The organism is Thalassovita sp., assembly GCF_965218685.1.
Lineage (GTDB): Bacteria > Pseudomonadota > Alphaproteobacteria > Rhodobacterales > Rhodobacteraceae > Thalassobius.
On record NZ_OZ244657.1, the window covers coordinates 1,160,894 to 1,181,970 of the forward strand.

Annotated in this window: 21 protein-coding genes; 17 read left to right on the forward strand and 4 right to left on the reverse strand. The window is 60.8% G+C overall.

The annotated features are described in order from the left end of the window. Positions 1–8 precede the first annotated feature (8 nt). The 14 genes from ACOQOQ_RS05900 (at position 9) to ACOQOQ_RS05965 (ending at position 14,169) form a co-directional block, all read left to right on the forward strand. Positions 9–956, forward strand: coding sequence for an ABC transporter permease (locus ACOQOQ_RS05900; protein ID WP_420569208.1), 948 nt, complete (start codon positions 9–11; stop codon positions 954–956). Then, entirely contained in the window at positions 956–1,774 is an 819-nt protein-coding gene (locus ACOQOQ_RS05905; RefSeq protein ID WP_420569209.1) for an ABC transporter permease, read from the forward strand. The genes ACOQOQ_RS05900 and ACOQOQ_RS05905 overlap by 1 nt, the downstream gene beginning before the upstream one ends. Beyond that, positions 1,771–3,384: an ABC transporter ATP-binding protein gene (locus tag ACOQOQ_RS05910; protein ID WP_420569210.1), complete on the forward strand. Its 1,614-nt coding sequence runs from the start codon at positions 1,771–1,773 to the stop codon at positions 3,382–3,384. The genes ACOQOQ_RS05905 and ACOQOQ_RS05910 overlap by 4 nt, the downstream gene beginning before the upstream one ends. Beyond that, complete coding sequence (locus ACOQOQ_RS05915) at positions 3,359–4,810, forward strand: aldehyde dehydrogenase family protein (protein WP_420569211.1); 1,452 nt, start codon at positions 3,359–3,361, stop codon at positions 4,808–4,810. Before ACOQOQ_RS05910 ends, ACOQOQ_RS05915 begins: the two co-directional genes overlap by 26 nt. Beyond that, entirely contained in the window at positions 4,803–5,267 is a 465-nt protein-coding gene (locus tag ACOQOQ_RS05920; protein ID WP_420569212.1) for a hypothetical protein, read from the forward strand. The genes ACOQOQ_RS05915 and ACOQOQ_RS05920 overlap by 8 nt, the downstream gene beginning before the upstream one ends. After that, positions 5,257–5,997 carry an SDR family oxidoreductase gene (locus ACOQOQ_RS05925; protein ID WP_420569213.1) on the forward strand — a complete coding sequence of 247 codons (741 nt, stop codon included), beginning with the start codon at positions 5,257–5,259 and terminating at the stop codon, positions 5,995–5,997. Before ACOQOQ_RS05920 ends, ACOQOQ_RS05925 begins: the two co-directional genes overlap by 11 nt. A 15-nt stretch (positions 5,998–6,012) precedes the next feature. Next, entirely contained in the window at positions 6,013–6,774 is a 762-nt protein-coding gene (locus ACOQOQ_RS05930; protein WP_420569214.1) for a sulfite exporter TauE/SafE family protein, read from the forward strand. Between the two features lie 125 nt (positions 6,775–6,899). Further along, positions 6,900–8,081, forward strand: coding sequence for a substrate-binding domain-containing protein (locus ACOQOQ_RS05935; RefSeq protein WP_420569215.1), 1,182 nt, complete (start codon positions 6,900–6,902; stop codon positions 8,079–8,081). An 89-nt stretch (positions 8,082–8,170) separates the two neighbouring features. Beyond that, complete coding sequence (locus ACOQOQ_RS05940; RefSeq protein ID WP_420569216.1) at positions 8,171–8,935, forward strand: ABC transporter ATP-binding protein; 765 nt, start codon at positions 8,171–8,173, stop codon at positions 8,933–8,935. Beyond that, entirely contained in the window at positions 8,928–9,653 is a 726-nt protein-coding gene (locus ACOQOQ_RS05945) for an ABC transporter ATP-binding protein (RefSeq protein WP_420569217.1), read from the forward strand. Before ACOQOQ_RS05940 ends, ACOQOQ_RS05945 begins: the two co-directional genes overlap by 8 nt. Positions 9,654–9,678: 25 nt before the next feature. Next, positions 9,679–10,722: a branched-chain amino acid ABC transporter permease gene (locus tag ACOQOQ_RS05950; protein ID WP_420569218.1), complete on the forward strand. Its 1,044-nt coding sequence runs from the start codon at positions 9,679–9,681 to the stop codon at positions 10,720–10,722. A gap of 1 nt (position 10,723) precedes the next feature. Beyond that, positions 10,724–11,797, forward strand: a complete 1,074-nt coding sequence (locus ACOQOQ_RS05955) for a branched-chain amino acid ABC transporter permease (protein WP_420569219.1) — start codon at positions 10,724–10,726, stop codon at positions 11,795–11,797. A 101-nt stretch (positions 11,798–11,898) separates the two neighbouring features. Then, the gene (locus ACOQOQ_RS05960; protein WP_420569220.1) at positions 11,899–13,077 is read left to right on the forward strand and encodes an MFS transporter; all 1,179 of its coding nucleotides are present in this window, start codon (positions 11,899–11,901) and stop codon (positions 13,075–13,077) included. A gap of 69 nt (positions 13,078–13,146) precedes the next feature. After that, positions 13,147–14,169, forward strand: coding sequence for an aspartate-semialdehyde dehydrogenase (locus ACOQOQ_RS05965; protein WP_420569221.1), 1,023 nt, complete (start codon positions 13,147–13,149; stop codon positions 14,167–14,169). 66 nt (positions 14,170–14,235) lie between these two features. Here ACOQOQ_RS05965 and ACOQOQ_RS05970 read toward each other — a convergent pair whose 3' ends face one another. Then, a complete protein-coding gene (locus ACOQOQ_RS05970; protein ID WP_420569222.1) occupies positions 14,236–14,886 on the reverse strand; it encodes a carbonic anhydrase in 651 nt (216 codons plus the stop codon). Positions 14,887–15,041: 155 nt separating this feature from the next. Between ACOQOQ_RS05970 and ACOQOQ_RS05975 the strand changes: the two genes are divergently transcribed. Genes ACOQOQ_RS05975 through ACOQOQ_RS05985 form a run of 3 tightly spaced genes read left to right on the forward strand, consistent with a single transcriptional unit; the run spans position 15,042 to position 17,723 of the window. Then, positions 15,042–15,422: a hypothetical protein gene (locus ACOQOQ_RS05975; RefSeq protein ID WP_420569223.1), complete on the forward strand. Its 381-nt coding sequence runs from the start codon at positions 15,042–15,044 to the stop codon at positions 15,420–15,422. Between the two features lie 60 nt (positions 15,423–15,482). Then, positions 15,483–16,865, forward strand: coding sequence for a leucyl aminopeptidase family protein (locus tag ACOQOQ_RS05980; protein WP_420569224.1), 1,383 nt, complete (start codon positions 15,483–15,485; stop codon positions 16,863–16,865). A gap of 3 nt (positions 16,866–16,868) precedes the next feature. Next, positions 16,869–17,723 carry a C40 family peptidase gene (locus ACOQOQ_RS05985; protein ID WP_420569225.1) on the forward strand — a complete coding sequence of 285 codons (855 nt, stop codon included), beginning with the start codon at positions 16,869–16,871 and terminating at the stop codon, positions 17,721–17,723. Here the strand turns inward: ACOQOQ_RS05985 and ACOQOQ_RS05990 are convergent. The 3 genes from ACOQOQ_RS05990 to paaZ all read right to left on the reverse strand — a co-directional run bounded on the left by ACOQOQ_RS05990 (position 17,720) and on the right by paaZ (position 20,988). Then, positions 17,720–18,058, reverse strand: coding sequence for a DUF2794 domain-containing protein (locus tag ACOQOQ_RS05990; RefSeq protein WP_420569226.1), 339 nt, complete (start codon positions 18,056–18,058; stop codon positions 17,720–17,722). The two genes, ACOQOQ_RS05985 and ACOQOQ_RS05990, sit on opposite strands and share 4 nt — an antisense overlap. Positions 18,059–18,101: 43 nt before the next feature. Beyond that, entirely contained in the window at positions 18,102–18,893 is a 792-nt protein-coding gene (locus tag ACOQOQ_RS05995) for a PaaX family transcriptional regulator C-terminal domain-containing protein (protein WP_420569227.1), read from the reverse strand. A 67-nt stretch (positions 18,894–18,960) separates the two neighbouring features. Next, the gene (paaZ, locus tag ACOQOQ_RS06000) at positions 18,961–20,988 is read right to left on the reverse strand and encodes a phenylacetic acid degradation bifunctional protein PaaZ (protein ID WP_420569228.1); all 2,028 of its coding nucleotides are present in this window, start codon (positions 20,986–20,988) and stop codon (positions 18,961–18,963) included. Between the last annotated feature and the right edge of the window lie 89 nt (positions 20,989–21,077).

Genomic DNA, 21,077 nt, shown 5'->3' on the forward strand with positions numbered 1-21,077 from the left:
CGGGCGACATGCTGCGCTATTTCCTGAAACGATTGGTGTCTTTGGTGCTTAGCCTTGGCGTTGCCTCGCTGGTGATCTTCTTTGCGCTCGAGGTCGTGCCAGGTGATCCGGCGGCCTATATGCTGGGGATCAACGCCCAAGAGGACACGCTGGCCGCGTTGCGCGACGAACTGGGCCTGAATGGATCGGTTCTGGAGCGCTATCTGTCCTGGGTTGGCGGAATGCTGTCCGGTGATTTCGGCACGTCCTATACCTATCGCACGCCGGTGGCCGAGATGATCGGCGAGAGGTTGTGGATTTCCCTGCCTCTGGCGCTGTATGCGCTGTCGCTCAGCACGTTGATCGCTTTTCCCGCCGGGATCTGGGCTGCGTCCAAGCGTGGCTCGGTCGTGGATGTGACGGTGATGGGGGTGACGCAGTTGGGCGTGGCCATTCCGAATTTCTGGTTCGCGATGCTGATGGTGCTGGTCTTCGCGATCAATCTACGCTGGTTCAGCGCGGGCGGTTTCGTCGGCTGGGACGCCGGTTTCTTCGCCGCCCTGAAATCGCTGACCTTGCCTGCGGTGGCGCTGGCGCTTCCGCAAGCCAGTATTCTGGCACGGGTGATGCGGTCTTCATTGCTGGATACACTAAGCGAGGATTTCGTCCGCACCGCCCGCGCTAAGGGGCTTAGCAAACGGCAGGCCCTTTGGCGCCACGCGCTGCGCAACGCATTGATCCCGGTTCTGACGATCATCGGTCTGCAGTTTTCGTTCCTGTTGGCCGGCGCGATCATCATCGAGAATGTTTTCTTCCTGCCCGGTCTGGGCCGACTGGTGTTCCAGTCCATTTCAGCGCGCGATCTGATCGTCGTTGAATCCGTGGTGATGCTGCTGGTCTTTGCGGTGATCATGGTGAATTTCGCGGTGGACATGGCCTATGCTTTGGTTGATCCGCGGTTAAGGGGGCGGCGCTGATGGGCAATCGCAACCTCTGGATCGGAGCCATCCTGACCGGCATTTTCGCGGGCGCCGCCCTGCTCAGCTTTCTCTGGGTGCCCTATGAGGTCACCGGCATGGACATCGCGAATAAGATCAAATCGCCCACGGCCGCGCATCCCCTTGGGACCGACCATTTCGGCCGTGATATCCTTAGCATGATCATGGTGGGGGCACGGACCTCGATCGCTGTAGCGCTTGTCGCTGTCGGGATCGGGATGGGGATTGGCGTGCCGCTGGGGCTGGCCGCCGCTGCCCGCAAAGGTGGCCTGATGGACGAACTGATCATGCGCGGAAACGATCTGGTTTTCGCCTTTCCCAGCCTGTTGATCGCAATCATGATCACTGCCGTTTTCGGGGCCTCGGCTCTGAACGCGATCATCGCCATTGGCATTTTCAACATTCCGGTTTTCGCGCGTCTGACCCGCTCGGGCGCTCTCAGCCTGTGGACGCGCGATTATGTGATGGCCGCGCGGGTTTCGGGCAAATCAGCGGCGCATATCTCGGTCGAACATATTCTGCCCAACGTGCTTAACTTGTTGATTGTGCAGGGAACTATTCAGTTTTCTTTGGGTATCCTGGCCGAGGCAGGCCTTAGCTATGTTGGGCTGGGTGCGCAACCTCCGACGCCCTCGTGGGGGCGGATGCTGGCGGACAGCCAGACGATGATTTCCTTTGCTCCGCATATGGCGCTGTTCCCCGGCCTTGCGATCCTGCTCACGGTTCTGGGTCTGAACCTGATGGGCGATGGGCTGCGCGATCTGCTGGATCCCAAACTGCGGAGGGCGCGGACATGAGCCTGCTGCAGATCGAAGGGCTTAACCTGGCCATCCACGGCACGCCGATCCTGAAAAACGTCGGGTTATCCGTTGCGCCCGGTCAGATCGTCGGCGTGATCGGTGAAAGCGGATCCGGCAAGTCGATGACGGCATTTTCGGCCCTTAATCTGCTTCCAAACGGTTCCGTATGTTCGGGGCAGGTAAAGCTGAACGGACAAGATGTTCTGGACCTTTCCGAACCCGAGATGTGTCGCTTGCGTGGCCGCGATGTCGGCATGGTTTTTCAGGAACCGATGACCGCCTTGAACCCGATCAAAACGATTGGAGACCAAGTTGCGGAAACGATCCTGGTACACGAGAAAGTCTCTCGGTCCGAGGCCATGTCGCGTGCGGCTGACGCCCTGGCCAGGGCCGAGCTGCCCCAGGATAAGTTCCCGCTTGGCCGGTATCCGCACGAGTTGTCGGGTGGCCAACGCCAGCGCGTGGTGATCGCCATGGCCATCGCTCTGCGCCCAAAATTACTGATCGCGGACGAGCCGACAACGGCGTTGGATGTAACGACCCAGGCGCAAATTCTGACCCTGTTGCGCCGGCTGGTGCAACAAGAAGGAATGGGCCTTTTGCTGATCAGCCACGACCTTGCCGTGGTTGCAGATTTAGCCGATGAAATCGTGATCATGCGAGCCGGAGAAGTGGTGGAATCCGGCCCTGCGGACTGGCTTTTGCGCAACATGCAGCACCCTTATTCCAAAGCGCTGCTAGAAGCTTCGACGCATCAACCCGACCGTGCTGAGGCCGATCAGACAGACGTTCTTTTGGATGTTCGAAAAGTTGTCCGCGATTACACGATTCACCGCAAAGGCTGGTGGGGCGGCACTCAGACATTTCGTGCGGTAAAGGGGGTTAGCTTTCAGCTGAAGAAGGGTGAAAGCCTGGGATTGGTCGGGGAATCCGGCTGTGGCAAGTCCACGCTGACGCGGGCGATTTTGGGGCTTGAGGATATCCAGGGAGGCGAAATAATCGCTTTTGATCAACCGGTTGGGCGATCATTCCCGAATGCACTGCGGGCGGGTATCCAGGTTGTGTTCCAGGACCCCTACAGCAGTTTTAATCCGCGCTGGAAAGTTGCTCGACTGGTGGCCGAACCGTTTCATTTGATGAAAAACCGGCCCTCGGACTGGCGCGACCGGGTGGCCAAAGTCCTGGAGGATGTGGGCATCGGAGCCGAGGCGATGGATCGCTACATCCACGAATTCAGTGGCGGGCAGCGGCAGCGGATCGCCATCGCGCGGGCCCTAATTTTGCGCCCCGATATCGTGATTTTGGATGAGGCGGTCAGTGCCCTGGATGTCAGCATCCGTGCGCAGATTCTGGACCTGCTGGCGAAGCTGCAGACGGACTATCATCTGTCCTATCTGTTCATCAGTCATGACCTTAGCGTGGTGCGGTCCATCACCGACCGGGTGATGGTGATGCGTGCAGGCGAGATCGTCGAGCAAGGGCCGACAGACACCGTCTTTGCATCACCTCAACACGAGTACACCAGACAACTGATTGCCGCGGCGCCGACCTTACCCGAGGATGTCGCGAAAGGAGGAAATGATGAGCGAGCTGAACCTGTGGTTTGACCCCGCGAAATGCCTGATCAACGGGGAATGGGTGGCTCCGGCCTCGGGGCAGGTATTGCCGTTGATGGACCCATCGACCGGGGCCGAAATCGGTACGATCGCGCGTGGCGGAGCCGAGGATATCGACGCCGCGATTGACGCTGCGCGGACGGCATTTGAAGGCGAATGGGGGCGGACTCCGGCCGCCGTACGGGGGCGTATACTTTTGCGGCTTCGGGACATGGTTCTGGAGCGCGCAGACGATCTGGCGCGGATCGAGGCCATCGACGTTGGCAAGCCGCTGAAGCAGGCGCGGGCCGATGCGATTGCCTTGGCGCGATACTGCGAATTCTATGGCGGAGCAGCCGACAAACTACATGGTGAGACGATCCCTTACCTGGATGGCTACACCGTCTATACCCTGCGCGAGCCGCATGGGGTGACCGGCCACATTGTGCCGTGGAACTATCCGATGCAGATCATCGGTCGGTCAGTTGGGGCGGCCTTGGCAACGGGCAATGCCTGCGTACTGAAACCGGCCGAAGATGCCTGTCTGACCGCGCTGGCCTTTGCGGACATGGCCAAAGAGGCGGGCCTGCCCGATGGCGTGTTGAACGTGGTGCCTGGTTTGGGATCCGAGGCCGGAGCCGCGCTGAGCGCCTCGGACAAGATCGACCACATCAGCTTTACCGGTTCGGTGGCGACCGGGGTGCAGGTTCAGATGTCTGCTGCGCCGAACGTGGTGCCAGTGACGTTGGAACTGGGGGGCAAGTCGCCTCAGATCGTGTTCGAGGATGCCGATCTGGATGCCGCGCTGCCCTTTTTGGTGAACGCAGGCATTCAGAATGCGGGGCAGACGTGTTCGGCCTCGAGCCGCATCCTGGTGCACCGCGCGCTGCATGACGAGGTGCTGGAGCGGATGGCCGCGCGATACGGTCAACTGCGTGTGGGCCCCGCGATGGCCGATCTGGATGTCGGGCCGCTGATCTCGGCAAAGCAACGGGGGATCGTCAGTGATTTCTTGTCGTTGGGCCAGGATCTGGAAACCGCCGCCCAAGGCGTTCTGCAAGACGCGCCAGAGGGGGGGCATTTCGTTCGTCCCACGCTGTTTGCCGGTGTCACTCCTCAGCACGTTCTGGCACAGGATGAAGTGTTCGGCCCCGTACAGGTAGTCATACCCTTTGACGACGAAGATCAGGCCGTCGCGATCGCCAATGGCACCGAATATGGGCTTGTCGCTTCGATCTGGTCGCAAAACGGTGCGCGGCAGATGCGCATGGCCAAACGCATTCGCACGGGTCAGGTGTTCATCAACAACTACGGCGCTGGTGGCGGCGTTGAACTGCCCTTTGGCGGTATGGGGAAATCAGGCCACGGGCGCGAGAAAGGTTTCGAGGCGATGTACGGCTTTACCACGTTAAAAACAGTGGCGGCGCTGCATGGCTGAAACACGTCCGCCGCAGCGACTGGAAAAGATCTCGCGTGCTGTCCGGACATTCCTGGAGCCCTACTGGGCGGCCTGGCATCGCCGGGGTGGCAGTCCCAACAAGCTGACGCTGAGCCAGGGGATGTGCGGGCGTTCCAGCCTGTTCCTGCGCGACGTATTGCGATCCGAGGGGGAGCAGGCAGATTTCGTGATCGGCAGCCCAAGTGAGGGGCCGCAGGGGTATCGGTTCGAGGGCGTTTGGCGCGGACATGCCTGGGTTCAAAGCGGGGATTGGATTGTCGACGTCACCGCAGATCAGTTCGGAAAGCCGGACGTGGTGATCACCCCGGTGGGGGATGAAAAATACAAGGCAGGCCAGGACACGGCCATGCCAGAGATCAAGGCTCAGCGTCAGCAGATGGCGCAGGAACTAATGAGCAAATGGGTCGAACAAATGGGAGATATGCATGAGACTTGAGGGAAAACGCGCGATCGTCACCGGGGGTGCCAGCGGCTTTGGCGCCGGCATCGTGCGCAAGTTCGCGGCCGAAGGGGCGCAGGTAATGGTCGCTGATCTGAACATCGATCTGGCGCAAACAGTCGCGTCCGAGGTTGCCGGCATCGCCGTTCAGGTGGACGTTGCCAGCGCAGACAGCGTGGCCGCCTTGGCCGACAAGGTGCAGGCTGATTGGGGCGGTGTGGACGTCATCGTCAACAACGCTGGCATCACCCATTTACCCAAACCGATGGAGACCGTCTCGGACGAGGAATTCGACCGAGTTTTCAACGTGAACTGCAAAAGCGTCTACCTGATGGCGCGGGCTTTCAACGGTATGATGATCCAGGCTGGGGCGGGTGCGGTCCTGAATGTGGCCTCGACAGCGGGGCTGAGCCCGCGGCCCAATCTGAACTGGTACAATGCGTCAAAAGGATGGATGATCACCGCGACGAAAACCATGGCGGTCGAGCTGGCACCCAAGGGGATCCGGGTGAACGCCCTGTGTCCCGTCGCGGGCGAGACACCTCTTCTGGCCAGCTTCTTGGGCGAGGACACGCCCGAGATGCGCGCTAAGTTCCTGTCGACGATTCCCATCGGCCGGTTCTCGACCCCCGAGGATCTGGGCAATGCAGCGTGTTTCCTGTGTTCGGACGAGGCCAGCATGATTACCGGCGTCGCGATGGAAGTCGACGGTGGCCGCTGTATCTGATCCAATGGCCCGGTCATGAGCCCCGAAATCCTAAGCCCCCAGATCATTCTGATCGTCTCGGTCGGGTTTTTGCTGGGGGGAATCCTGAAAGGTGCCACCGGATTCGGAGCGCCAATGATTGCGGTTCCCTTGCTGGCGGCGGCGGTGGACGTGCGCTTTGCCGTGGTGGTGTTTTCGCTACCCAATCTGGTGCCGAACCTTTGGCAGACCTGGGCCTTTCGCAAGACGGCATTGCCGCGGCCGTTCCTGCTGCGTTTTGTCGGGGCGGGGATGGTCGGCAGCGTGGTCGGGACTATTGTCCTCAGCGTGGCGCGGACGGATATCCTGATGCTGGGCGTTGCGGTGGTCGTGCTCTTGTACATCGGCTTGCGTCTTTCGCGGCCGCACTGGCAGCTGGCCTACGATCCGGCCTGCCGCTGGGCTTGGTTGCCAGGGCTTCTGGCGGGCATTTCGCAAACGGCGGCGGGGCTGTCTGCTCCGATCTCGATCACTTTCCTGAACGCCATGAAACTGGACAGGCTGACTTTCATGCCCACGATCTCGTGCTTTTTTGCGGGGCTGGGCGTGGTGCAGATCCCGATGCTGGTGGGGATGGGATTTCTGGACGGCCCCAAGGCGCTTTTGTCCGCGGGGGCGCTGCTGCCACTGGTGGCCGGCATGCCCATCGGTGCATGGCTGGGGCGACGGATTTCCCCCAAGGTCTTCGACAGGATAATCCTGTGTGTGCTGACCCTTCTGGCGCTACGCCTGATCTGGCGGGCGATCACCGGAAGCTAGGCGGCGTGCCCCTGGAAAACTACGGGTTTTTAGGTACGGGTTTGTACTGATTGACAGTTCTCGGCCCCGATCTCTAGCATTGATGCAGATGGCTGACGCATCTTTCACGATCAGGGAGGATCACCGTGAAACGTACTCTTTTGACAGGCTTGGTATCGGCTGTGGCACTGGCCGCGACCGGCGCTATGGCGGAAATTAAAATCGCCCATGTCTATGGCAAAACCGGCCCGTTCGAGGCCTATGCAAAACAGTCCCACGACGGGCTGATGCTGGGGCTGGAATACGCCACCGGCGGCACGATGGAGATCAACGGCGAAAAGATCGTTGTGATCGAAAAAGACACCCAGCTGAAGCCCGACAACGGCAAGGCGCTGCTGGAAGAAGCATATGGCGATGACGAGGTCGATCTGGCCGTGGGTCCCGTCAGCTCGGGTGTGGCGCTGGCCATGCTGCCCGTGGCCGAGGAATACGAAAAGATCCTGATCGTCGAGCCGGCCGTGGCCGATTCGATTACCGGATCGAACTGGAACCGCTACATTTTCCGCACCGGGCGCAACAGCTCGCAGGATGCCGTGGCGAACGCGATCGCGCTGGCCGGCCCGAATGTCAAAATCGCCACCCTGGCGCAGGACTATGCCTTTGGTCGTGACGGCATCTCGGCGTTCCGCGAAGCCTTGGAAGGCACCGGCGCCGAGCTGGTCCACGAGGAATACGCCCCCACCGACACCACCGATTTCACCGCTGCGGCCGAGCGTATTTTCAACGCGATGAAGGACGTCGAAGGCGATAAGAAACTGTTCCTGTACTGGGCCGGTGGCGGCAACCCCATGAGCAAGATCCAGGCGATGGATCCCAGCCGCTTTGGCATCGAGATCGCGACGGGCGGCAACATTCTGGCCGCGCTGGCAGCTTACAAGCAGTTCCCGGGCCTTGAGGGTGCTTCGTACTACTTCTATGAAAACCCGAACAACGAAGTGAACGACTGGTTGGTGAAGACCCACCAGGAGCGCTACAACTCGCCGCCGGATTTCTTCACCGCAGGTGGTATGGCCGCTGGTATGGCCGTTGTTGAAGCCATCAAAAAGGCCGGCAGCACCGACACAGAAGAGCTGATCTCTGCCATGGAAGGCATGGAATGGGATACCCCCAAGGGTAAGATGAAATTCCGCGCCGAAGACCACCAGGCGATGCAGTCCATGTATCACTTCAAGATCAAGGTCGAAGAGGGCGTGGCCTGGGCGATCCCAGAGCTGGTCCGTGAGCTGACCATCGACGATCTGCCGATCCCCGTTCGCAACGGCAAGTGATCTGAACTCCAAGACTGATCGGGGGCAACATCGGATTGCCCCCGGTACCATTTCCCCGATGTGGGACCTTTCTCTGACAGGATAAGACGATGAGCAGGGTAATTCTGCAAACCCACGACCTGACGGTTCGTTTCGGCGGACATGTGGCCGTGGACCACGTAAGCTGCGCCTTCAAAACCGGAGAGCTGACAGCGATTGTCGGCCCCAATGGCGCAGGCAAGACCACCTATTTCAACCTGATTTCGGGCCAGATCCCTGCCTCGGAAGGCACGGTCATCCTGAATGATCGCGACATCACCCGTAATTCCGTTTCGCAGCGGTGCGATCTGGGGATCGGGCGGGCGTTTCAGCTGACCAACCTGTTTCCCAACCTGAACGTACTGGAAAACGTGCGCCTGGTGATTCAGTCCAAGGCCAAGCTTGGGTTCAACATGTTCTCGACGGCCTCTAGCCACACCGAGGTGACGGATCGCGCATTGGCTGTGCTGGAGAAGGTGAAGCTTTTTGATCTGCGCTTTCAACTGGTCTCGGAGCTGAGCCACGGCAACCAGCGCAAGCTGGAGGTCGCGATGCTGATAGCACTGGATCCCGCAGTTTACATGTTCGACGAGCCCACCGCCGGCATGAGCGTCGACGAGGCGCCCGTCGTGCTGGATCTGATCGCCGAGCTGAAGGCCGAAAAAGACCGCACAATCCTGCTGGTCGAACACAAGATGGACGTGATCCGCACGCTGGCGGACCGGATTATCGTGCTGCACAACGGCGCGCTTGCCGCGGATGGCGACCCGGCCGAGGTGATGGCAAGCGACGTCGTACAAGAGGCGTACATGGGCAAGGAGCTGGAAGATGTCTGACCCCATCCTCAAACTTGAAAACGTCTATACCGACATCGCGCAATATCACATCCTGCAGGGCGTCGACCTTGAGGTCCCGCGCGGACAGGTGACCATGCTGCTGGGCCGCAACGGGGTGGGAAAAACCACCACCTTGCGCACCATCATGGGGCACTGGCGGGCCAAATCGGGCCGGGTGCTGCTGGACGGGCAGGACATAGCCGCGATACCGACCCCTTCGATTTCCAGAAAAGGTGTGGGATTTGTGCCTGAAAACATGGGGATTTTCAGCGATCTGTCGGTCGAGGAAAACATGGTCCTGGCGGCATCGTCTGGGCCGATTGACCCGGACCGGCTGGAATGGGTCTTTACCGCCTTTCCGCCGCTGAAAACCTTCTGGAAGGGACATGCTGGCAACCTGTCTGGCGGGCAGAAACAGATGCTGTCCATCGCCCGTGCGATGGTCGAAGAACGCAAACTCTATCTGATCGACGAGCCGACCAAGGGCCTTGCGCCCGCGATTATCTCGACCATGGCGCGGGCGCTGCGCGAGTTGAAAGAGCAAGGCGCCTCGATCCTGCTGGTGGAACAGAACTTCAGCGTCGCCAAGGCGCTGGGCGACAATTGCGTGGTGATGGATGACGGCCGGGTGATCTGGAACGGCGCCATGGCTGAACTGGCCAATGATAGTGCCCTGCAAGAAAGGCTGATGGGTCTGAGCATGGAGGTGCACCAATGACCTGTGCGAATAAAGGAGCCGACCAATGAGCGTCGCACCTGAACATAAACCCACAATGGCCGCAGCCAGCCTGTCTGACAGGATCGGCCCTCATATGCCGATGATGCTGGTGCCGCTTGTGATGATCGGAGGCTTCCTGGCCATCTCTCTGACTGGCGGCGCGACTTCCAGTTGGTTGACCCTGACGGTTAGCGGTCTGGCGATGGGGATGATGATCTTTATCATGGCCAGCGGCATGACGCTGGTGTTTGGCCTGATGGACGTGATCAACTTTGGCCACGGGGTGTTCATCTCGGTCGGGGCGTTCGTGGGAATCTCGATCCTGTTGGCACTGGGCGGCATGACCGAGGCGCCAAGCCTGATGATGAACCTTCTGGCAATCCTGCTGGCGATTGTGGCCGCAGCCATTGCCACCGGCGCATTGGGCTGGGCGTTCGAGAGGGTGATCGTGAAACCGGTCTATGGCTTTCACCTTAAACAGATTCTGGTGACCATGGGCGGGCTGATCGTTGTCGAACAGCTGATCATCGTGCTTTGGGGCCCGGAAGAGATTTTTATCCTGCGCCCGCAGGCGCTGCAGGGGGCGGTGACCTTTTTTGGCGCTGCGCTGGAAAAATATCGGCTGGTGGCCGTGGGTGTCGGCATCGTGCTGTTCCTTGGAATGCGCTATGTACTGCGCTCGACCAAGATCGGCCTGATCGTCCGCGCGGGCGTTGAGAATGGCGAAATGGTCGAGGCCCTGGGCTATCGCCTGCGCCTGGTCTTTGTCGGCGTGTTCATCGCAGGGTCGGCCCTGGCTGGTCTGGGCGGTGTTATGTGGGGGCTCTACCAAGAGGTCATCACAGCACATATGGGCCAGCAGATGATGATCCTGATCTTCATCGTGGTGATCATCGGTGGGCTTGGCAGCGTCGAGGGCTGCTTTATCGGCGCCCTGCTGGTCGGTCTTTTGCAGAACTACATCGCGTTCCTCGAACCCAAGGCTGCGCTGATTTCCAATATTGCCCTGATGGTGGCCATCCTGATGTGGCGTCCCCAAGGCATGATCCCGGTTGTGAAGGCGAAATAAGATGATTGCTAAGCTTCTTTCGGGCGACATGCCCCGCAGTACCGTTCTGGCCGTGATCCTGGGCCTGATCCTGTTTGTCCTGGCCTTCGCGCCCTTCATCTTTCCGGGTGTGCGCTCGGTCGATACGGCGGCGCGGATCTGTGTGTTCATCCTGCTGGTGGCCTCGTATGACCTGATGCTGGGCTACGGGGGCATTGTCAGTTTTGCCCATACCATGTTCTTCGGTATGGGGGCCTATGGCGTTGCACTGGCCTGTACCCACATGGACCGGGGCTTTGGTGCGTTGGTTGTCGGCGCGGGTTCGGGCGCGATTCTGGCTGCATTCGTGGCCTTCCTGATCGGCCTTTTCAGCCTGCGAGTCCGCGCGATCTTTTTCGCGATGATCACGCTGGCTGTCGCAGCGGCAGTGGCGGTTCTGGTTAGCCAGCTATCCAACCTGACGGGCGGCGAGGACGGTCTGACCTATAAGATCCCTCGCGAGCTGACCCCGGCCTTCCGCTTTGGCAAGGAAGCCTTCGGCGGAGAGATCCTGGGCGTTAAAACGAACGGCAAGCTGTTGAACTACTATGTGGTCTTCATCTGCTCGTTCCTGTTGTTCCTGCTGCTGCTGCGTATCGTGAATTCGCCATTTGGCCGGGTGCTGCTGTCGATCCGCGAGAACGACTTCCGCGCCGAGGCGATCGGTTATCGTGTGGTCTACTATCGCACCGCAGTGACCTGCATCTCGGCGGCCGTTGCCGCTCTGGCTGGGGCGTTGTACGCGATCTGGCTGCGCTATGTGGGGCCGGACACCGTTCTAAGCTTCGAGATCATGGTGGACATCCTGCTGATGGTGGTGATCGGCGGCATGGCAACCATGTATGGCGCAGTGATTGGCGCGGTGCTCTTCGTGGTGGCGCAGAACTATCTGCAGGACCTGATGGGCTCGGTCGCCGCTGCCTCCGAGGGGATGCCCCTATTGCCCGATTTGCTGAACCCTGATCGCTGGTTGCTGTGGCTGGGTATTCTGTTCATCCTAAGCGTCTATTTCTTCCCGGCGGGTGTCGTTGGCCGACTGCGGATGAGCGGAAAGTAAGGACCTAAGCGAAACAGCAAGCCCAGGGGCGCGATCCGATAAAGGGTTGCGCCCCTTTGGTGTTTCGGGGAAAGCTGAATTTCTTGTGGGAGGAGCAGGACATGAACGCAGGGATATTGCTGCTGTGCGCGGCCTATGTGCTGAGTCAATTTTACAGGTCGTTCCTTGCGGTGCTGACCGTGGCGCTGGAAACGGATGTCGGCACAACGCCCGAAGACTTGGCCAATGCCTCGGGGTTGTGGTTCCTGGCTTTCGCGCTGATGCAAATCCCGGTTGGATGGGCACTGGACAAGGTCGGGCCGCGCCTGACCTCTGGGGTGTTGCTGCTGATCGGCGGCGCGGGCGGCGCTGCGCTGTTCGGCCTGGCCGGCAACCCCACGCATATTTCCCTGGCGATGGCTTTGATCGGCGTGGGCTGTTCGCCCGTTCTGATGGCCAGCTACTACATCTTTGCGCGCGTCTATCCTGCGCGGGTCTTTGCCACGCTGGCGGCGGTTCTTCTGGGCGTGGGCAGTCTGGGCAACCTGTTGGGGGCCCTGCCGATGGCAATCGCCGCCGAGGCGTTTGGCTGGCGGCAGACCTTGCTGGGCCTTGCTGTGGTCAGTGGGATCGTGGCGCTGGGTCTGATCTGGGCCGTACGCGACCCCGAGAAAGTGGCGCATGAAGAAAAAGGCAGCCTGCTGGACCTGTTGAAGATGCCTGCGCTGTGGCTGATTTTCCCACTGATGTTCGTGCAATACGCCCCAGCGGGCGGGCTGCGAGGGCTGTGGATTGGGCCATATCTGACGGATGTGTTCGGCTATGATGCGACGGCGGTGGGTAATGTGACCTTGCTGATGGGCGTCGCGATGATCCTTGGAACGTTTGCCTATGGCCCGTTGGATCGCCTGCTTGGGACGCGCAAATGGGTGGTTTTGGGCGGCAACGCCATGGCCGCTGTTGCGCTGGCGGTGCTGTGGCTGGTGCCCGCGCAAACCCCGTGGTTGCCGATCGCGATGTTTGCAGCTGTCGGGTTTCTCGGCGCCAGCTTTCCTTTGATGATGGCCCACGGGCGCAGTTTCTTCCCGCCGCATCTGATGGGGCGCGGGGTGACGCTGATGAATTTGTTTGCAATCGGCGGCGTTGGCGTCTTCCAGGTGATCACCGGCCGGGTGCACCGCAGCGTGGCCGAGGCAGGTGGACCAGCGGTTGCGCCTTATGACGCCTTGTTCGCTGTGTTCTGTCTAAGCCTTGTTGCCGGGCTGGTGTTGTATCTTTTCTGCCAGGATCGGACGGACTAGACGAAACCTCTTTAAACTAAGCAAGTCCTGCGGTATGGAGCCTCGTCCTAAACAAAGGAGTCGCTCGAAATGGGCTATAATATTGTCGTCGTCGGCGCCACGGGGAACGTGGGCCGTGAAATGCTGAACATCCTGGCGGAGCGTCAGTTCCCCGTGGAGAAGATTGCCGTTCTGGCCAGCCGTAAATCGCTGGGTACCGAGGTGAGCTTTGGCGACAAGACCCTGACTACCCAAGATTTGGACACTTTCGACTTCACCGGCTGGGACATGGCGCTGTTCGCCGTGGGCTCGACCGCGACCAAGGAATACGCGCCCAAAGCGGCCGCGGCTGGTTGCGTGGTGATCGATAACTCGTCGCTGTACCGCTATGATCCGGACATCCCGCTGATCGTGCCCGAGGTGAACCCCCAGGCCGTGCACGGCTATGCGAAAAAGAACATCATCGCGAACCCCAACTGCTCGACCGCGCAGATGGTTGTGGCGCTGAAGCCCCTGCATGACCGCGCGAAAATCAAGCGCGTCGTCGTGTCGACCTACCAGTCGGTTTCGGGCTCGGGCAAGGACGCGATTGATGAGCTGTGGAACCAGACCAAGGGCATGTATGTCCCCGGTCAAGAGGTCGAACCCAAGGTCTACCCCAAGCAGATCGCCTTCAACGTGATCCCGCATATCGACGTGTTCCTGGACGATGGCTCGACCAAGGAAGAGTGGAAAATGGTCGCCGAGACCAAGAAAATCGTGGATCCCTCGATCAAGGTTACTGCGACCTGTGTGCGTGTGCCTGTGTTCGTCGGCCACTCGGAATCGGTGAACATCGAAACCGAGGATTTCCTGGACGAGGATGAAGCCCGCGATATCCTGCGCGAGGCCCCCGGCATCATGGTGATCGACAAGCGTGAAGACGGCGGGTACGTCACCCCCGTTGAATGCGTGGGTGATTATGCGACCTTCATCAGCCGCATCCGTCAGGATAGCACCATTGATAACGGTCTGAACTTGTGGTGCGTCAGCGACAACCTGCGCAAGGGCGCCGCGCTGAACGCCGTTCAGATCGCCGAGCTGCTGGGCCGTGAGGTTCTGAAAAAGGGCTGACCTAAGCCCCCCGAAAATAACGAAGGGCGCCCGCTGGGCGCCCTTTTTGTTTGTCTCGCGCGGTTCTTAGACCTGTGCGAAGCGGCCCTCTTCGGCCATGTACTGTTCAACCGTGCCTTCGCCGATGTTGTGCCAAACCGCATGCAGCGCCAGCTGGCCGCTGGCCACGGCATCCTGCACAAAGGGGAAGGTCATCAGGTTCTCGACCGAGGTCAGCGCAGCCTGTTTTTCCAGTGCGGTTTTGCGGGCATCGTCACCCTCGACGTCCTTCACCTTTTCAAATCCGGGGCGCAGAATGTCGATCCAGCGGCCCACGAACGAAGTTTTCTCCTCCAGTGCGGGGGCGTTGCCCATGCACATGTCGTGACAGCCAGCGACGCCGCCACATTGCGAGTGGGTCATCACAACCACGTGCGATACCTTCAGCACCGTCACCGCGTATTCAATCGCGGCCGAGGTCCCGTGCTGGCCGCCATCGGCCTCGAACGGGGGGACCAGGCTGGCAATGTTGCGGTGTATGAAGAATTCGCCCTGATCCGCGCCGAAAATGGCGGTGACATGCAGGCGCGAGTCGCAGCAGGAAATGACCATGGCCCGTGGGCGCTGGCCCTCGTCCGCCAGGCGTCGATACCAGTTTTTGTTTTCGGAATAGGCCGTGGCTTTCCATCCTTGGTACCGTTGAACCAGATAGGCGGGCAGGGGCTTGGCGTTGTCCATGTCGTCATCCTTGCGTTTCTTAGAATCTGACCACGTTCAATAGCGACTATTTGATCTGTTTTCGACCTAAATCATGGCCGCGGCTCAATCTTTTGAGAACCCTTTTGTCCGCAAGGTCGGTCATGGCCGTGGGGGCCGGACTATGGGGTGAGACTTTGACTTTTTTAACCTATCTGAACCCGGACGAAAGCGTCCGGCTGGATGCCAGCATCCTGGGAGAATTGTATCTGCAGCTTGGAGAGGCTGGCGCCCAAAATGTGGTGACCCGCGCAATGGAGGATCTGACGCAGCGCCTGACAGATGCTGACCAGATGTATCGCAACTCCGATTTTTTGGCGCTGCGCAAGACCATACGCGCGACCGTTGCGGTGGCGGAACAAATCGGGATGGGGTCTTTGGCCAATCGCGCGCGCGACGTGGTCGAGTGCATTGATGCTGGTGATCCGGTGGCCTTGGCAGCCGTTCTGGCTCGCCTGATGCGCACGGGCGAGCGGTCTTTGAATGCTGTGTGTGATTTGCAGGGCCAGTCGATCTGACCCCCTTGCAGGTGCCGACGAAGGGGCTAGGCTGGGGCAAACTCACGAATGAGGCCCCAGATGACTTTGACCTTCGCCCCGGCGCAAGATGCCGCCATACCTGTTCACGTGCTGCCCTCGGACGGGGTCGAGGCATGGCTGACCGAACAGCCCGCGCGCATTCGTGCCTGGGTCAAGGCGAACGGCTTTTCCGGTGCGTTGGGGAAATCGCTTATCATTCCGGGCGAAGATGGCGCGCCCATCGCCGTGCTGGCCGGTTATGGCTCGGCCGCACAGCGGCGGCGAGGTCGGTTTCATCTGGCTGCAGTGGCCGCCGCTTTGCCAGAAGGGGAATACACCCTGTCCGGCCTTCCTGCCGAGGAAGCGGAGCAAGAGGCGTTGGGTTGGCTTCTGTCGGGCTATGCCTTTGACAGGTATCACGCGCGCAAGGGCGCCAAGGCTCGACTGGTTGCTCCCGATGGTGTGGACGCCGCCAAGTTAGAGGTAATCGCAGCCGGCGAATGTCTGACCCGCGATCTGATAAATACCCCGGCCAGCGACATGGGGCCCGACGCGTTAGAGCAAGCCGCGCGTAACCTTGCGGCGGACCACAAGGCCCAGATTTCAGTGATTACCGGGGATGCTCTGCTGGAACAGAATTTCCCCATGATTCACGCCGTTGGCCGCGCGGCCGAACAGGCGCCGCGCTTGATCGACCTCAGCTGGGGTTCCGAGGGGCCATCACTGGTTCTGGTCGGGAAGGGCGTGTGTTTCGATACCGGCGGGCTGAACCTCAAACCCGGTGCGTCGATGGGATTGATGAAGAAGGATATGGGCGGCGCGGCTACGGTGCTGGGACTGGCCCATATGATCATGGGATTGGGTTTGAAATTGCGCTTGCGCGTGCTGGTGCCGGCGGTGGAAAACAGCGTGTCGGGCAACAGTTTCCGCCCCGGAGACATCCTTAACAGCCGCAAGGGCCTGACGGTCGAGATTAACAACACCGACGCCGAGGGCCGCCTGGTTCTGGCCGACGCGCTGGCCTTGGGCGCCGAGGGTGCGCCGGATCTGATGCTGTCGATGGCAACGCTGACGGGGGCTGCGAGGGTTGCGGTTGGGCCCGACCTGTCGCCGTTTTTCACCGATGACGAAGCCGTTGCCGGGGCCCTGCAGATGGCAGGCGCCAAAGTGGCAGATCCGGTGTGGCGCCTGCCCTTCTGGGACCCGTACGAGCCCGATCTGGAACCGGGCATCGCTGATCTGGACAACGCACCCAAGGGCGGTTTCGGGGGCGCCATTACTGCGGCCCTGTTCCTGCGCCGTTTTGCTGGCGAAAAGGTCCGCTATACTCATTTTGACATCTACGGCTGGTCCCCCAAGAATCAGCCCGCGCGGCCTAAGGGTGGCGTTGGCATGGGCGCGCGGGCGCTTCTGCAGGCGCTGCCGGAAATGCTGGAGCTGTAGACAGTGCCTACCCCGTTCGATCCTCGTTTGACCCCGGCAAATCCGCGCGTTGCGGCGGCTCATTTGCGCGGTGTGGTTACGGCCCAAAACTATGTCCAGGGCCACGAAAAGATGATCGCCGTGCCCTGCGCCGATCTGCTTTCCGCCCCACATGGCCGGCGCGAACGGCAACTGCTGCTGGGCGAGCGCGTGACAATGTACGAAGAGCGCGCCGGCTGGGCTTTCGTGCAGGCCGACCGGGACGGCTATGTCGGGTATCTGCCCTTCGGCCAGCTCGAGGAACGCCGCCCCGCAACACATTGGGTGATCAACCGCGCCTCGCATCTGTACAACGATCCGGATTTCAAAAGCCACGAACTGATGAGCCTAAGCATGGGGTCGCAATTCCGCGTCATCGGCGAGTCGGGGCGGTTCTACGAGACCCCGTTAGGCTATGTCCCCAAGCCGCATCTTGCCCCGCTGGATCGACTGGCACGCGACCCGGTTGAAGTGGCCGAGCGTTATCTGGGCGTGCCCTACCTGTGGGGCGGAAACTCGATCTGGGGGATTGATTGCTCGGGGCTGGTGCAAGCCGCTTGCGTGGCCTGCGCGATCCCCTGTCCGGGCGACAGCGACTTGCAAGAGGCATCGCTTGGACGTCTTTTGCCCGAAGACAAGAAACTGCGCCGTGGGGATCTGCTGTTCTGGAAAGGTCACGTGGGGTTGGTCGCGGGACGAGGGATGTTGCTGCACGCGAACGCCTATCACATGGCCGTCGCGTTCGAGCCCATCGACGAGGCCATCGCACGGATCAAGGCGCAGGGAGATGGCCCCGTCACCTCACGCCGTCGTCTGCCCGCGCGCAAATCCGCGCCCTAGTCGACCGAACGGATCAGCTTACGTTCCAGCACGCGCAACACGGTTTTCAGGTCGTGGCCGCGTTTGAGGATCTGTCCGTCCATACCGAACACGACGTACATGCCTTGCTTGTTGCGCAGCTTGGGGTGCTTCTCGATCCGGTACAGGGGGGTTTCGGCCGTGCGTCGAAACACCGAAAACACTGCTGTTTCGCGCAGGCAGGAAATGCCGTAATCCCGCCATTCCCCGGCGGCAACCATCCGCCCGTAAAGCCCCATGATGACACCCATCTCTTTGCGGTCAAAGGCAACCTGAGACGGGATGCCGGGACGGGGAAAAGGGGTTGAACCTTGCATATTCATACGTCCAGAGTTGCGCCAAACCCGGGTTAAATCAAGCCTAGCGGAACCTTTTGAAGAAATTGGGGTGCGGGCTGGGCATGGGTGATACTTCCTGCAGCGCCGTGTCGAACCACTCTTCTGCGATCGGTGTCAGGGCGGCATAGGCCGCTGCGACCTCGGATCGGGGATCGCGTCCCTTGAAGGTGTCAGGCAGCAATTCGGTTGGCGGCTCGGGGTGGCGAAGCACGATCCGGCGCCAGCGATGGATCAACAGGGTGCGCGCGGCGGCGGCGTCCAAAGGGGTCAGGCTGGCCCTGTTCAAAGCATCCAAATCCCGAAACAGGGCGATCAGCGCAGCGTGATGGGCCTTGCTAAGCAGCTTTGCGCGCAGCGCGGCCGAAAGGCTGGTCAGATCACCGGTTACCGCGCATTCGGGCAGAGGGCCGGGCTGATCGGCGGGTCTTAGAACCACGCCGGGCGCGACCGGAATGCCGGGCTGGTCTGCGCCAACGGCCAAGGTCCAGGACGTGACCGGCTGCGTTCGCGCGGGCGCGTAGATCCGGCTGGTAGCATCGGCAAACTGCGCCAGCCCTTCTTTGGTCAGCCGGTAATAGCTGTTGCGACCTTCACGCTCTGACGTAACCCAACCATCGCGGCCCAGTCGAGATAGCGCGGTTCGGATCGTACCTGACTCGATCCCGATGCGGCCCAAAAGTTTTTGCAGACGCAGATTGGCGATACGGCCCCCTCGCAGCTGCACGCTATCACCGAAAACGGTGATGACCAAAGACCACACGCGCAGGCGGCCTTCGTCATGCAGTGCGGTGATCAAGGGGGAAAGCGGATCCATAACCCGTTGATACACCGGGTCATGTCCGGGGGGAAGTGGGGGCAGCGTTGCGCCGCCCCCGCCATGTTCAACGGTCGTAGGCGACCATGGTCAGCAGCTCGTATTCTGCGACTTGCTCGTCATCCTGATTGGTCAGGGTCGCGTTCCATGCCACCTCGCCATACTCATCATTGCGCTTGGTTTTGCGCTTGCAGGTCAGGGCAACCTTGATGCTGTCACCCGCGCTGACCGGTTTTTGAAAGGACAAGCCATTCAGGCCGGTGTTGGCCAGAACGGGCCCCTCGTTCGGTTCCACGAAAAGGCCCGCAGCGAAAGACAACAACAGATAGCCATGCGCAACGCGACCGGGGAAGAATGGGTTCCGCTGCGCGGCGTCCTCGTCCATGTGGGCATAGAACGTGTCGCCGGTGAAATGGGCGAAATGCTCGATATCCTCCATTGAAATCGTGCGCGATTCCGTGTGGATCGTCTCGCCAATCTGGATCTCGTTGAAGGTGCGTTGGAACGGATGGGTCGGGTTTTCCGACTGCGGAGCCCCCTTGATCCAGGTGCCGGTGATGGCGCTGATAATCTCGGGCGTGCCTTGGATCGCAGTACGTTGCAGATAGTGTTTCACACCGCGAATGCCGCCCAGCTCCTCGCCGCCGCCCGCGCGACCGGGGCCGCCATGGACCATATGCGGCATCGGCGCGCCGTGGCCCGTCGCCTCGCGTCCGGTGTCGCGGTTGTTGATGTAGAGGCGCCCGTGCCAGGCCGCGCTGGTCAGGGTGATGTCGCGCGCAATCGCGGGGTCATGGGTAAAGATCGAGGCGACCAGCGATCCTTCGCCGCGGTTCGCCAATTGCGCCGCATGGGCGGTGTCGCGATAGGGCAGGATGGTTGACACAGGGCCAAACGCCTCGACCGAATGGATGATTTCGGCGGCGTCGGGATCGTCACATCGGAACAGGGTCGGCGGGATGAAGGCGGCGTCCGCATCCGCGTCGACGGGCTGGAACCCGTCCAGCTCACCGCAGATTTGCCGCGCTTCGGTGCCGATTTGAGCGGCCTTGGCTAGCACATCGGATTTTTGCGCCATCGATGCCAATGCGCCCATGCGCACGCCCTCGGAATCGGGGTGGCCGACGGTGACGGTGGCCAGTTTCGCCGTCAGGGCGTCGGTCACGGTATCCGCCATATGATCGGGAACCAGCAGACGGCGCATCGCGGTGCACTTTTGTCCGGCCTTGGTGGTGATCTCGGTGACGGCCTCTTTGATGAACAGCGCGAATTCGGGGCTGTCGGCGTCGGCATCCGCGCCCAGGATCGAGGCGTTCAGGCTGTCTTGTTCCGCAAGAAAACGGGTCGAGTTCTGGATCAACGCGGGGGTCGTCCGCAGCATCTGCGCGGTGTCGGCCGAGCCGGTAAAACTGACCACATCCTGCGGGCCCATCTTGTCCAGCAGGTCACCGGTGCGGCCGATGATCAGCTGCACAGCGCCCTCGGGCAGCAAGCCCGATTCGATAATCATGCGGAAACACGCCTCGGTCAGATAGCACGTCTGAGTCGCCGGTTTGACGATCGCGGGCACGCCGGCCAGCAGCGTGGGAGCTAGTTTCTCCAGCATGCCCCAAACGGGAAAGTTGAAGGCGTTGATATGGACAGCCACGCCTTGCAGGGGGGTTGCAATATGTTGCCCAATGAAAGCGCCAGTGCGGCCTAGCTGTTCAACCTCGCCATCGACGTAGACCCGCGAATCAGGCAGCTCGCGGCGCCCCTTCGAGGCATAGACGTACAGGGTGCCGATGCCGCCTTCGATGTCCACGCCGCCATCACGCCGGGTCGCGCCGGTCAAACCGTTGATGGCGTACAGCTCTTCCTTGCGGCCACCGATATACAGGGCCAACTTCTTTAGAATTCTTGCGCGATCATGGAAGGTTAGGGCGCGCAGCGCGGGGCCACCCACGTTGCGTGCATAGTGCAGCATCGCGTCGGTATCCAGGGTGCTGCCGCCCGCCAGGGCGATTTCGGTGGCCGTGACGGGACCGATGATGGGGCTTGCAGTGGCGCCGGGCGCAATCCAATCGCCAGCGATAAAACTTTCGGGTTTCAGCATTGGGGTCTCCTCCGGTGGGTTGCCCACAGTATGTAGCAATATAATTCCTCTTTCAATACTATTGACCGACTGGTCGGTTTTGTGCAAGC

Excerpts from the sequence above, each read along its gene's own strand:
- paaZ (WP_420569228.1), bottom strand. The coding sequence starts at position 20,988 with ATGCTGAAACCCGAAAGTTTTATCGCTGGCGATTGGATTGCGCCCGGC.
- ACOQOQ_RS05920 (WP_420569212.1), top strand. The coding sequence starts at position 4,803 with ATGGCTGAAACACGTCCGCCGCAGCGACTGGAAAAGATCTCGCGTGCT.
- ACOQOQ_RS05940 (WP_420569216.1), top strand. The coding sequence starts at position 8,171 with ATGAGCAGGGTAATTCTGCAAACCCACGACCTGACGGTTCGTTTCGGC.
- ACOQOQ_RS05995 (WP_420569227.1), bottom strand. The coding sequence starts at position 18,893 with ATGGATCCGCTTTCCCCCTTGATCACCGCACTGCATGACGAAGGCCGC.
- ACOQOQ_RS05930 (WP_420569214.1), top strand. The coding sequence starts at position 6,013 with ATGAGCCCCGAAATCCTAAGCCCCCAGATCATTCTGATCGTCTCGGTC.
- ACOQOQ_RS05980 (WP_420569224.1), top strand. The coding sequence starts at position 15,483 with ATGACTTTGACCTTCGCCCCGGCGCAAGATGCCGCCATACCTGTTCAC.
- ACOQOQ_RS05945 (WP_420569217.1), top strand. The coding sequence starts at position 8,928 with ATGTCTGACCCCATCCTCAAACTTGAAAACGTCTATACCGACATCGCG.
- ACOQOQ_RS05955 (WP_420569219.1), top strand. The coding sequence starts at position 10,724 with ATGATTGCTAAGCTTCTTTCGGGCGACATGCCCCGCAGTACCGTTCTG.
- ACOQOQ_RS05970 (WP_420569222.1), bottom strand. The coding sequence starts at position 14,886 with ATGGACAACGCCAAGCCCCTGCCCGCCTATCTGGTTCAACGGTACCAA.
- ACOQOQ_RS05900 (WP_420569208.1), top strand. The coding sequence starts at position 9 with ATGCTGCGCTATTTCCTGAAACGATTGGTGTCTTTGGTGCTTAGCCTT.
- ACOQOQ_RS05965 (WP_420569221.1), top strand. The coding sequence starts at position 13,147 with ATGGGCTATAATATTGTCGTCGTCGGCGCCACGGGGAACGTGGGCCGT.
- ACOQOQ_RS05915 (WP_420569211.1), top strand. The coding sequence starts at position 3,359 with ATGAGCGAGCTGAACCTGTGGTTTGACCCCGCGAAATGCCTGATCAAC.
- ACOQOQ_RS05990 (WP_420569226.1), bottom strand. The coding sequence starts at position 18,058 with ATGCAAGGTTCAACCCCTTTTCCCCGTCCCGGCATCCCGTCTCAGGTT.
- ACOQOQ_RS05905 (WP_420569209.1), top strand. The coding sequence starts at position 956 with ATGGGCAATCGCAACCTCTGGATCGGAGCCATCCTGACCGGCATTTTC.
- ACOQOQ_RS05950 (WP_420569218.1), top strand. The coding sequence starts at position 9,679 with ATGAGCGTCGCACCTGAACATAAACCCACAATGGCCGCAGCCAGCCTG.
- ACOQOQ_RS05910 (WP_420569210.1), top strand. The coding sequence starts at position 1,771 with ATGAGCCTGCTGCAGATCGAAGGGCTTAACCTGGCCATCCACGGCACG.
- ACOQOQ_RS05925 (WP_420569213.1), top strand. The coding sequence starts at position 5,257 with ATGAGACTTGAGGGAAAACGCGCGATCGTCACCGGGGGTGCCAGCGGC.
- ACOQOQ_RS05960 (WP_420569220.1), top strand. The coding sequence starts at position 11,899 with ATGAACGCAGGGATATTGCTGCTGTGCGCGGCCTATGTGCTGAGTCAA.